Origin of the sequence: Neobacillus dielmonensis, from assembly GCF_000612665.1 — a bacterium.
Taxonomy (GTDB): Bacteria; Bacillota; Bacilli; order Bacillales; family Cytobacillaceae; genus Neobacillus; species Neobacillus dielmonensis.
The window spans coordinates 22,046-34,516 of the sequence record NZ_HG942073.1; the positions used below are offsets into that span (position 1 = coordinate 22,046).

Annotated in this window: 11 protein-coding genes; 2 read left to right on the forward strand and 9 right to left on the reverse strand. The window is 40.8% G+C overall.

What is annotated here, in order from left to right:
• Positions 1-109: 109 nt before the first annotated feature.
• Entirely contained in the window at positions 110-2,506 is a 2,397-nt protein-coding gene (locus tag BN2425_RS14935) for an EAL domain-containing protein (protein WP_235714646.1), read from the forward strand.
• Between the two features lie 158 nt (positions 2,507-2,664).
• Here the strand turns inward: BN2425_RS14935 and thrB are convergent, their stop codons facing one another.
• The 5 genes from thrB to BN2425_RS14960 form a co-directional block, all read right to left on the reverse strand.
• A complete protein-coding gene (gene thrB / locus BN2425_RS14940) occupies positions 2,665-3,579 on the reverse strand; it encodes a homoserine kinase (RefSeq protein ID WP_042461003.1) in 915 nt (304 codons plus the stop codon).
• Positions 3,566-4,639 carry a threonine synthase gene (thrC, locus tag BN2425_RS14945; RefSeq protein ID WP_042461006.1) on the reverse strand — a complete coding sequence of 358 codons (1,074 nt, stop codon included), beginning with the start codon at positions 4,637-4,639 and terminating at the stop codon, positions 3,566-3,568. Before thrC ends, thrB begins: the two co-directional genes overlap by 14 nt.
• The gene (locus tag BN2425_RS14950) at positions 4,636-5,898 is read right to left on the reverse strand and encodes a homoserine dehydrogenase (protein ID WP_406603194.1); all 1,263 of its coding nucleotides are present in this window, start codon (positions 5,896-5,898) and stop codon (positions 4,636-4,638) included. The genes thrC and BN2425_RS14950 overlap by 4 nt, the downstream gene beginning before the upstream one ends.
• A 264-nt stretch (positions 5,899-6,162) precedes the next feature.
• Positions 6,163-7,287 (reverse strand): HAD family hydrolase, encoded by a 1,125-nt coding sequence (locus tag BN2425_RS14955; protein WP_042461012.1) that lies wholly within the window; start codon positions 7,285-7,287, stop codon positions 6,163-6,165.
• Between the two features lie 162 nt (positions 7,288-7,449).
• On the reverse strand, positions 7,450-8,046 hold the full coding sequence (locus tag BN2425_RS14960; RefSeq protein ID WP_052352887.1) for a cell wall hydrolase: 597 nt from the start codon (positions 8,044-8,046) through the stop codon (positions 7,450-7,452).
• 371 nt (positions 8,047-8,417) lie between these two features.
• On the opposite strand from BN2425_RS14960, the gene BN2425_RS14965 reads away from it, so the two are divergent.
• Positions 8,418-8,864, forward strand: a complete 447-nt coding sequence (locus tag BN2425_RS14965; RefSeq protein ID WP_042461015.1) for a Dps family protein — start codon at positions 8,418-8,420, stop codon at positions 8,862-8,864.
• 77 nt (positions 8,865-8,941) lie between these two features.
• Here BN2425_RS14965 and BN2425_RS14970 read toward each other — a convergent pair whose 3' ends face one another.
• The 4 genes from BN2425_RS14970 to BN2425_RS14985 form a co-directional block, all read right to left on the reverse strand.
• Entirely contained in the window at positions 8,942-10,621 is a 1,680-nt protein-coding gene (locus tag BN2425_RS14970) for an ABC1 kinase family protein (RefSeq protein ID WP_052352888.1), read from the reverse strand.
• Positions 10,622-10,673: 52 nt separating this feature from the next.
• Entirely contained in the window at positions 10,674-10,961 is a 288-nt protein-coding gene (locus tag BN2425_RS14975) for an AbrB/MazE/SpoVT family DNA-binding domain-containing protein (protein WP_216628809.1), read from the reverse strand.
• A 110-nt stretch (positions 10,962-11,071) separates the two neighbouring features.
• Positions 11,072-11,482: a disulfide oxidoreductase gene (locus tag BN2425_RS14980; RefSeq protein ID WP_042461018.1), complete on the reverse strand. Its 411-nt coding sequence runs from the start codon at positions 11,480-11,482 to the stop codon at positions 11,072-11,074.
• Between the two features lies 1 nt (position 11,483).
• Positions 11,484-12,188 (reverse strand): DsbA family protein, encoded by a 705-nt coding sequence (locus BN2425_RS14985; RefSeq protein WP_042461021.1) that lies wholly within the window; start codon positions 12,186-12,188, stop codon positions 11,484-11,486.
• Positions 12,189-12,471: the final 283 nt, after the last annotated feature.

Here is a 12,471-nt window from a genome sequence, read left to right on the forward strand (position 1 = left end):
CCCGCTTATTTTTTGCCTGTTAGTTTTTCTAATATTAGTTGCGAACAATGCCATCCATTATATTCGATCTAAAAACCAACTTCTAAAATATAATAACCGAGAAATTTCTATGATCGTCAAGGAGGTATCTTTTCAGGTAGAGAATACAAGAAATGGGGCATTATTCGTGGAAAATATTCTTGCCAGAGATTTGCGGACTGCCTCCATTGCAATTCAACACTTTCTTCCGGCCGATTATCATGATGTGAGTAATGCCCAACTCAAACAGCTCGCAAAAGAAACAGGGGTATCCCATATCACCTTACTAGCCAAGACCGAAAACGACATTATTGGAGTAAAGTCATCCGACCCTGAGGAAATCAATATGGGAACGAAAGGCTGGGGTTATTGGTACAATGCATTTCAACAACTGTTCCAATTAACCCCCGTCTCAGTTGGCAAAGGACTAACCCTAGAGAATTATTGGTCTGGTCCAATTGAAGTTGCCTCCTCCAACCCAGACCATATTGATAAGTGGGGCTACTATTATGATGCCAGTACAAATTATATTATCAATCCTTACTTTCGGGATAAAGTATTGGAATATGAAAAGAAGTTCGGACCCATGAAAATCATTGAAGATTTTACAAGTGAGCATGAAATTTTGGAGCTTTCCGTGTTTAATCCAGAAAAGTTTGGCAAGAAAAAAGAAGTGGTCCATTTGAATGGGAACACCTATACGAGAATCTCTGCCGAGCCCATATGGTACGGCACTTATAATTATCCTAACACCCAACAGGATGCCTCCTATATTTCAAAAGCAATCCAGACCAAAAAGCAACAAAATTATATCGCTGACTTAAATTCCAAAAGGGTCATGAAGACATTTGTTCCAGTTTATCCTGCCAATCAAGCACCTTATGTCATAGGTCTGGTTTATTATTACGAACTTATTGAACAGGAGCTTGTCAAAGAACTCAAAGTACATATTTTGCTCTCTATTGCCATTATGATTATGGTACTCATTATCAGTTTTGTGTTCTCCTACTCCATCACCAAGCCAATAGGTTATATCGTCAATCGGGTAAATGAGATCGCCAAAGGTAACTTTGGGAAAAAAGTTATAGTGAAACGAAATGATGAATTAGGACTGCTTGCTGAGAATGTAAATGCACTTTCAACAGATTTACAAAATTACGTCAACGATCTTGAAAACAGTCGAAAAGTGATTGAATACCAAGCATATCATGATCCATTAACAGGATTAACAAATCGTAGATTTTTTCATGAACGTCTGCATTCCATCGTGAACGAGCCCTCTTCCGAAAAGCAGCAACTATCAATTATTTTCATTGACATTGATCGGTTTAAACAAGTCAATGACACTTTTGGACATAACAAAGGGGACGAGCTCCTAAGAATTGTTGCAGGCCGACTAAGAGATTGTTTTCCTGACAAAAACCAACCGTTGATTACTAGGCAGGGCGGTGATGAATTTCTTCTTCTTTTCCTTCAATCTAGTTTAAAAGAAACCGAGGCAGCTGCAAAAGAAATTATCAACAGTCTACGAAAGCCATACTGGATTGGGGGAAATGAAATTTTTCTGGGGGCTAGCTTGGGCATCAGCCTATATCCTAACCATACACAAGATATCGACACCCTTATTTCATACGCTGACATGGCGATGTATGAGGCTAAGAAATCAGGAGGGAATAAAGCGGTAGTCTATTCAGACCAATTATTAAACGCAAATCTGGAGAGGACCCAAGTAGAATTACGGTTGAGAAAGGCGATTGAAGCTGGAAGCTTAGAAGTATACTATCAACCTAAAGTGAATGCTGCCACCGAATCTATATATGGTACGGAAGCACTAATTCGGTGGTTTGATGACGAACTGGGTGCAGTCTCTCCGGATTTATTCATCCCGATTGCGGAGGAAACAGGTTTAATTCAGCCATTATGGCATTTTGTTATGAAACAAGCCTGTCATCAGATGTACGAATGGAATCAAAATCTCCTTCAACCATTATCAGTTTCGGTAAATTTTTCCGCAAGGCAATTTGGGGATCCAGTTCGTATGGTTGAGCAAGTGAGAGCAATTCTATCAGAAAGTCAGCTCAAACCTTCACAATTTGAAATTGAGATTACCGAAAGCATTCTAATGAATGATTCTAAGGAGATCTTGGAGGCACTTTCTACTTTGCAAGATTTAGGGATCTCCATTTCGATTGATGATTTTGGAACAGGTTATTCATCATTACACTATTTAAGAAATTTGCCCATCTCCACATTGAAGATAGATAAATCATTTATCCAGGATATACAGGAGGATTTAACCAATTCAGAGATTGTAGAAGCGATTATTAATTTAGCAAAGAGTCTTCATTTAAATGTGATTGCCGAAGGGGTTGAAAAGGAGTATCAAAAGAAGTTCCTTTTATCAAAAAAATGCTGGCAAATGCAGGGGTATTTATTTAGTGAGCCGCTAAATAAATACCAATTCGAAGAGTTCATAAAAAAAGGATAAACAGAAATGTCCGTTTATCCTTATACACATTTTTTAGAGTTAACTTTTACAGCAATTGAGCCTGTTGATTTCCACTCCAATCAGCAGTAGTAAATCAATCTAAAAAAATATTCATATTCTTCTAGCCTGGCTAAATTTGTTGTTAATCCTTTTCTATATTATCCCACGATGCTGTCTATTTTGACACAGCTTCCATGTGGAGAGATTTGCAGATGTTTGACGGTCATATCTGGAAATGCCTGTTGCAAAGATTGCGAAAGCTGCTTTCCATACCCTTTTTCCGCAAAACAGATGACCGTTGGACCTGCCCCACTAAGGGCAGCACCGAAGGCACCGTTCGCTTTAGCTGCTTGTTCAATTTCCTCAAAACCGCGAATAAGTGGTTTACGATAAGGCTGATGGAACAAGTCACTACTCATCATCTTCCCAGCAGTGTCCCAGTTTTGGCTGAGAAGTGCTGCAACCAGAAGATTTCCAGTTGCAGAAGCCTGTACTGCTTCTTGCCTTGAAAAAGTCTTTGGCAGGACCTCCCGTGAATCTTTGGTCAGCAGCACTTCCTTGGGAATAACGACGGCCAAATCCATGTCAAGATTGGTAAAAGCCAGCATATCTACTTCATTGTCCTGATAACAGCCAACCACAAGCCCTCCATATAAAGAGGCGCCGACATTATCCGGATGCCCCTCCCACTCTGTTGCCAACTGCAGCTTTTCTTGTTTCGATAATTCCAGCCCGCTCATCACGTCAGCAAGTTCAATTCCTGCCACAATGGCTGAAGCACTAGAACCAAGCCCGCGTGCCAGTGGAATCTCACTATCGATCGTTACCTTACACGGCGGCAAGACTTTTCCAAATCTTTTAGCAGTCGCAATCGCAACCTGACCAATGAAGTGCTGTTCATCAGAAGGAAACTCCTGCAATTCATCATTAACAGTTGAAAACACCCAGCTGTCGCTTTGTTCAACCTCTAATGTCAAAAACAAATCTACTGCCAACCCGATTGAATCAAAACCTGGTCCAAGATTGGCGGTGCTCGCCGGAACTTTAATGATAAAGCGATTATTGAGCGGCATGGAGCATAACTCCTCTAATATGATCCGCAACAGCCTGTTCATCGTTCGGCAATTGCACAGGTTTAATCAAGCTGCTTTGAATCGCCGTATCTGGATCTTTTAAACCATTGCCGGTTAATACAGCAACAATTTTCGTTCCTTTTTTGATTTTTCCATTATGGATTGCCTTATAAACACCTGCTATAGAGGCACATGAGGCCGGCTCGGCAAACACGCCTTCTGACGATGCCAATTTTTTATAGGCTGCAACAATTTCCTCGTCGGTGACTTCATCAAATTGGCCATTGGATTCCTCAACCGCATTGACGGCTAAATTCCAGCTTGCTGGGTTGCCGATTCGGATCGCTGTCGCAATGGTCTCCGGATTTTCAAACACCCGGTTATGGACAAGGGCGGCGGCTCCTGCTGCTTCAAATCCAAACATTCTTGGTAGTCCGGTTCCCTGTTTTTCAGCGTATTCTTTAAACCCTTTCCAATAGGCACTTATATTGCCTGCGTTTCCAACCGGTATCGCTAAAATTTCCGGTGCTTCGCCTAACTGATCACAGACCTCAAAGGCAGCCGTTTTTTGACCTTCAAGCCGGAACGGATTGACCGAATTCACAAGAGTAACCGGCTCAGTCTCACTAATATTGCGGACCATTTGCAACGCTTGGTCGAAATTGCCCTCGATGGAGATGATTTCCGCCCCGTACATCATGGCTTGGGCAAGCTTGCCTAAAGCAATCTTCCCTTCCGGAATCACGATAATGCATTTAATGCCGGCACGTGCGGCATAAGCGGCGGCAGCAGCTGATGTATTACCAGTTGAGGCGCAAATCACTGTCTTACTTCCTTCTTCCACGGCCTTGGCAACGGCCATTACCATGCCTCGGTCTTTAAAGGAACCGGTCGGATTCGCTCCTTCTGTTTTCACGTATAGCTCAACACCCCACTCCTTGGAAAGGTGTTCCAGCTTGATTAATGGGGTGTTTCCCTCATTTAATGTTAATTTTGGAGTTTCTTGATTGATAGGTAAGTATTCTTTATACGCTTCTAATAATCCTGGCCATCTTTTCATGATTTTCTCACAACCCTATACGCACTTTTTACTTCTTTTACTGCTTGTAAATCATATAATTCTTGAATAATCCTGTCATAATTCGTCAATGACGCCTGATGAGTAACCAAGACAATTTCCGATGTTTCATTTTTCTTTATTGGCAGCTGGAGAATTTTCTCAAAGCTGACCTGATGTTTTGCAAAAATACCAGTAATATCTGCGAAAACCCCTATTTCATCTTGAACATGGATCCGAAGAAAATACTTTGAGTATTTTTCCCCATCATTTTTTAAACTTTTGGGATACTGTGGTGACACTGCGCTCTTGCCATTTACGCCAAGGCGCAAATTTTTAATGATTCCCACAAGATCTGATACAACCGAAGTGGCGGTTGGCAAACTACCGGCACCGGGACCGTAAAACATCGTTTCGCCAACGGATTCACCGTAAACATAAACAGCATTATATTCATTTTGCACAGAGGCGAGCGGATGATTGTTCGATAGAAAAGTCGGCGCCACACTGACTTCCACATTATCCCCGTTGCGGTGAGCATATCCGATCAACTTCATAGTATATCCGAGTTGTTTTCCATAATTGATATCTTCTTCTGTCACATGGGAAATGCCAGCTACTGCGACATCCTCTAAGTCAATATGCATGGAAAAGCCCAAAGTGGCCAAAATCGTCATCTTGCGAGCGGCATCAAGGCCTTCTACGTCTGCTGTTGGGTCAGACTCAGCAAAGCCGAGCTCCTGGGCTTCCTTCAGGGCTTCCTCATAGGACCGACCCTCATTCGTCATTTTCGTTAAAATATAGTTGGTAGTTCCATTAACGATGCCCATCATTTGGGTAATCCGATCTGAAGCAAGTCCATCTACTAAACTTCTTAATATAGGAATTCCCCCAGCCACACTGGCCTCATAAAATAAATCACAGCCGTGCTCAGAAGCAACAGTTAACAGTTCGGATCCGTGCAAGGCCATGAGGTCCTTGTTAGCTGTCACGACATGCTTTCCTTGACGGAGGGCCGTTATCAAATAGTCTTTTGTATCCTGAACGCCCCCCATTACTTCAATAACGACATCGATTTCTTGGTCAAAAAGGATCTCATCTGCTTGATCCGTTAATAATTCAGCTTCAACTTCAATAGGTCTTTGTTTACTCAAATCCCTTACAAGGATTTTTTTGATCACAACTGGGCATCCTATTTGATGCATCAATTTATCTTGGTTTTTCTTAATGATTTGCACAACACCTGAACCAACGGTGCCCATACCCAAAAGCCCAATCGAGATTGCCTTCACAAACTTCCCCTCCCGTCTATGTCCTCACAGGGAAAACAATTGTATTTGTATTGTAGACATTATATGATTCTATTCATTTTTTTACAATAGATATATTTTTCGGTTTTCTTGATTGTAATCGTTTACTGCCGCATTATACAAGGATTTTTTTATTAATAAAAAATTTTCTATAAAGACTGAAAATTAATGATATATAAATGGCCAGACCCCCTTTATGGGGTACCAGCCGTTTTTTTATACTATTTCTTTTAGCTGGATAACCGAATCCAAGATATAGTCAGCATGATATTTTTCAAACTCGATCCTTGCTGTCTTGCCAGAAAGACCGGTTAACACTGCGGCGAACTTCGCACCAAGATTTCTGGCAGCAAGCAGGTCAGCCAGGGAATCGCCAACGATCAGCACCTGTTCGGCCCCTTCCATTGGCAGCGGCAGACTTACACATTCTTCCGCCGAAAGCTCCTTTTTATGTATTCCCAATATATACGTAAACGGGTGTGGTTTCGACAGCGATATTTTTTCCTGAAGGGCATTTTCTGCTGCCAGCACATCATCAGCAGTTACCATTCGTTTTTCCTCAAAATACTTCAGCCAATCTAAATGGTGAAACGGTTGGATCGTTTCTAACTCTGGACGTCCTGTACCAACCCCAATTTTATACCCAGAATTTACAAGATACTGAAATAACTCAGCTATTTCTTCTCGAGAAGCCAAAGTTGTTTCATTAGCCAAAAATCCCCGTTTTCCTGTTTGTACAGAAGGTCTCCCTGTTGAAGATAGGACATTGTCGTCTCCAACATACCACTCCTGGCAGGCATGCTCGCAAACCGACCATAACTCACCCTTGCTGAATGCGGAAGTATGTATTCCCAGCTTCTCAATTGCCAGCGTATTTAAATACTCGAACAACTCCTGCTTTACAGCAGATGACCGCCCGAAATCCTTTATAAAAGCCGAAAAATTCATCTTGACGGGATAATTATTCAATACTCTGCCAATTTCTAATAGTGTTTCTCGAGTAATCGGGGTCTGGAGCCATTGATTAATTTTTTCATTCTCCGTTTCCTTAATTTGCATTAATAAGTGAATCAATTGATGGCTAAAAGTTAAATAAATCATATCCCAGTTAGCATTTAGACCACGTGACTTTTGAAATTTGAGGATTTGATCCTGCTCAAAGACCCTGGCTCTTATTTGTTTTATTTCATCTTCGCTGTAGTCAGTTTTAAATTGTTCCGGCGAAAGAGCTAAATAGTTGCAACTAATCAACATTTCCCATACTGACAAGGCCGAAGCATCAAAATAATGCTCCTCACTCAAAAGCACTCCATCAACATCAAACAATATTGTTTTATACAATGACGACTACCTCATTTCCCGAACTGCTTTGTAGGTTATCGTAACATATTAACCAGTGTGATATAAAGTATATTGTCTAAGTATTGGGCATAAAAAAACAGGAAATCCAACAAGGAATTTCCCGCCTTTTACATAAATTTTATTGAACCGGAGATACTTTAATTATCTGGCAAAAACATGGTTTCCAATTCTAACTGTTACTTGACGTGTTGATACCCAAGAGCTTGTCGAAGTTTTAGGATTGTAGAAAAATAAAGATCCATTTCCTTTACCCAATAAGGCCAATGCTTCATTAACAGCTCTTTTCGATTCAACGTCTGCAGCCTGATTAATCTGGCCGTTGGCAACAGGGGTGAAAGCATAGTGTCCATTTGAAATTTGATAAATGACTTCACGGACTGTGTCAGGGAAGTCGGAACTCATAAATACACGGTTCAAAATGACAGTCGCGACAGCTACTTTACCGGCATATGGTTCACCTACGGCCTCTGCACGAACCAAACGCGCCATTAAATCTTTATCTGATGCTGATAGGATCGAGTTAGGTAGAGTCAGAGATTGACCCGAGACAAGTATTTTACTATTGTTTGCTTTCATTAAACTGTTTACAGGAATTCCAAATCCTTTTGAAACGGTCCAATAGGTCTCACCATTTTGAATTTTGTGAGTGGTTGCTGCTTCTGTTTGGTTAGTTAAAGTAAATGCTGAAATAGAAAACATTAATCCAGCGGCTACTAATAGTTTTTTAAATTTTTTCATGACTTGTCCTCCTAGTAGTCGTTTTTCGTCTACTATTAACCTATCAGATGTAATATTTCTGTTCATGGTCCAAAAAGTGGTAATAATCAAAGGTGCTGCTTAAAGCTATGCTATTAAACTAGTAATGTCACTGTTGGAAACATTAACCAGAACTATTGAAACTCCTAAATGTAAACACTTTTGTCAGTATATGGGGCAATTTTTACAACTCGTAAACAATATGTAACAGGAAGTTTGGCTGACTTTCGCTATATATAACTTCTTCCCCCTTCCTTTCATTTCACAGAATTAACAACTATTTCCGCAAAATAGACAAGAATAACATAAACCAAATGGGTAAAATAAAGATGACTATAAAGGAGGCTATAAATATGAACACACAGCTAGTCCATGTCCTTAACAAACAAATCGCAAACTGGTCGGTATTGTATATTAAGTTACATAACTATCACTGGTACGTGAAGGGCGACCAATTTTTCACGCTGCATGCAAAATTTGAAGAACTGTATAATGAGGCGGGATTGCACGTCGACGAATTAGCCGAGCGCCTATTAGCAGTCGGAGGTCAGCCTGTTGCTACCATGAAGGAATGTCTGGAACTTTCCTCTATTGAAGAGGCAGCCGGTACCGAAACAGCTCAGGAAATGGTACAGTCTGTTGTAAATGACTTTTCCATAATCATTGGTGAATTAAAAGAGGGAATGAACTTTACCGATGAGATAAATGATGAAACCACCGGAGATATGCTGCTCGCGATTCATTCTGGCTTAGAAAAGCATGTTTGGATGCTGAAGGCTTTTCTTGGAAAAACAGTTTAAGTGATGCACTCCAAATGTATCATCAATATTAATATTAAAGGCTGATCCAACAGATTTTTCTGGATCAGCCTTTTTTGTTATGATCGCCCCGGGTTAAACGGGGGTTTGGCGTGCGGCCTTCTGCGTTTTTTTTCTTTTTTTCTAATCACTTGTAAAAGCGTCAAAATACTTCCAAAAGCCATCATGATCACACCTAAATCATAGGACTGTTGGATCATTTGTGATCCTGCTATGAATAACCCTGTTCCAAATATCGCTAGGATCATTTTGTTCGTTTCACGGTATTGCTGCGTCAGCATTTTCTGTTCGTACGCTTTCGATGGCTGAAACCGGATATCACCCGATTCAAACTGGTCGATCAGGTGAGCCATTTTGCGCGAAGCAGGAATGATTTTTAATAGTGTATCTTTTACTTGGTTAACAACAGTTTTCTTTGCAGGTTTGACGGTTTCACCACCAACAACATCTTCCACAAACGGCCTAATGCTGGCTACCAGGTCAAAATCCGGATCAAGCCCATTGCAAATGCTGATCACCGTCATCAACGCTTTACCGAAAAATGTCATCCGAGATGGAATCTGAAACGGCTGCTCATAAAGGAATTCTCTCATACCCTCTAAAAAGGCCTCATTATTAATCGTTTCCAAATTAAATTGGCCTTCTGAAAATCCTGCAAGCACGACATTCACACTTTTCTTTAACGCAGCTCTGTCAGCATTTTTACGCAAGAAGCCAAGCTGTGCCAGGGCATCCACTATCCCTCCTGCATCCTTCAAGTAAATATCCATCGCCAGTTTTACCATGTTACTTCTCATGTGGTCAGAAACGGTCCCAACCATTCCGAAATCAATAAAGCAAAGTGTCCCGTCCCTCTTTACTAGCAAGTTACCAGGATGAGGGTCAGCATGGAAAAAACCATCCTCTAAAAATTGTTTTAAATATGCCAGAAACAGAATTGATGCTAGCTTCTTCTTATTGACTGCAGAGGATTCGAGTTTGTTCACCTCTTTGATTTTGACTCCATCGATAAATTCCATCACCAGCACTTTGCTTGTCGTCAGTTCCCAATTAATAGCAGCTGTCGCCACTCCGGGAAAATCCTGAAACGCGGCTTGAAAGGTCTGTAAGTTTTTGGCTTCGGTAAGATAGTCGAGTTCATCTGAAGCAACTTCTTCAAACTCGTCGTATACATCTCTTAAATCTACGAAATTTCCAATTTTGGTAAACCGGCCGGCGAGCGCTGTTAACACTTTCAATGTTGCAAGATCAAGGGCTACTATATCCTCAATCCCTGGGCGCATGATTTTAACGGCGGCTGTTTCACCGTTCGTTAACATCGCCTTGTGGACCTGTCCTAACGAGGCGGCTGCCACTGGGGATACATCGAATTCAGAAAATAGTTCCGTAACCCTTCCGGACAACTCTTGCTCCATTCGTTTCTTAATCGATTCGGCGGGAACTGGAGGCACAGCATCCTGCAGTCCGGATAAAATATCCGTGTACTCCTTGGGCAGGATATCCACCCTTGAACTGACAAATTGGCCCAGCTTGATCATTAACCCCCCGAGTTCTTCTGCTGTACTGGTAAACTTTCTTGCCTGGTCGATATAAACAGCCTTTGCCTTTCTAGCGGCTGCATCTTTATGTAAAAACTTTTTAGTTTTCCCCAGCCACCATAGCTGGATCGAAAATCCAACAAACATAAAAAAGATGGTCCGAAATCGTCTGTTTCCCATTAAACGTACTATTTCACGCATCCTTGTCCACTCCTTCTATAGTTAACACAGGACAAGCCTGCGTGGTACCATGTTAATCTCCCTGTTCTTTTTGTCCTTCTCCCTCTGCCTCAGTCTCTGTCATTTCAAAAATATCACGGGCCATTTTCTCGAACCGTTTTGATTTGTTAAAAAAGAAATTAGCAAACCTGTTGACGATTTCCGATTTAACAAGAATAACGGTGCCTTTGCGTTCATCTCCAAATACCACAAATTTTTCGCCTGATTTAATCCCCAACTCTTCTCTTGCTTCCGCTGGAATGACAACTTGGCCTCTTTCACCGATGCTGGTTGTTCCGAAAATCTTTCCATGATTCATCATGGGTTCATCACCTCATCTGTATGATAATTCATACCTTTCATACGAACCATACACTTCACACAATGTACATATGACATTATTGTGTACATAGAAAAAGAGGATGACGTGTGTCACCCTCTTTTGTGGGAACGGACCAAGATTACCAAACTGATTGTGATAATGGCGAAAGCCGTAAAAGCTAATATTGGAATCGTGATAAACCCGAACCAATTGATATAATCCTGCGAGCATGGAACTCCGGATGTACACATTTCAAATTGCTGCAGGTAAGGAACTTTTTGCAACAGTGTATGATATCCGGAAATCAGCATGCCAATGATAGACAATGGCAGGACATAGCGGTAGATTCTAACATCATTTCGATAGACAGCCATTCCAAGGATAATAGCTAACGGGTACATAAAAATTCGCTGATACCAGCAAAGTGTGCAAGGGATAAAGTGCATTACTTCGCTAAAGTATAAACTGCCTAAAGTGGCAACGATGGAAGCAATCCAAGCCATCATCAATGATTTATTCATGTTATTTCTCCTTTGCCGCTGATTCTACCATTTCCTTTAAATCATCCATCGTTTGCCCGGTAAACTTTTCACCGTTTACAAACAATGTAGGAGTACCGGTTACATTCATCTGTTTCGCTAAATCCATATCCTTCTGCCAGGCATCTACAGATTTTTCAGTCTCGAAATATTTGACTACCTTATCCACCTCTGCGTCACTGGCCACTTCCTTCAATGTATCCGTCAAAAATTGCTCTGTAAAATAGTCCATTTTTTCATACTTGGAATCTTCAGGCTGTTTCTGATAAAGCAGCTCATGGAATTTCCAAAACGTTTCATTTCCCAGCTCATGGAAGACGGATTCAGCAAATTTCGCCGACCGTTCTGAATCGACATTAATGAACGAATTATTCATAAAATATAATTTTGCCTTTCCTGTATCCACCAGTTCTTTTTGAATAACCGGCATGGTTGTTTCGGCAAAATTTTTGCAGGCAGGACATTTATAGTCCCCAAATTCAATGATGGAGACAGACGCTGACTTATCACCCAAAAATGGCTGGCTGCTATAATCAATTTTAGATGCTTCTTGGTTATCCTGCTTGTCCGAAAAATTTCCAAATAAGATTAGGGCTAAAACGCCGACTGCAATCAAACCAATGACCCAAAAGATAAATTTCGATGAACCGTTGTCCTTCTTCTTCATTTTGTTTTTTTGATTTGCCATAATCAGACTCCTTCTATCATAAACTTTGGGAATGGAATACAATGTTTTCATCCCAGTTAGTTTAAATATCACTTATCCATCAAAATTTTGCAAATAATAGGTTCTTATGGAATTATACAACACTGACAGGACATAAGACCCGAGTGCTAACAAGGTCATAGTATATTTCTATCATATATATATATTTATTTAGAAAAAATGACAATCAGCTTGACTGACACTAGATTGTTTACTATTCTTTTTAGTAATGGAAATTTTCTGAAAAATAACTTTCGGGGGAGTG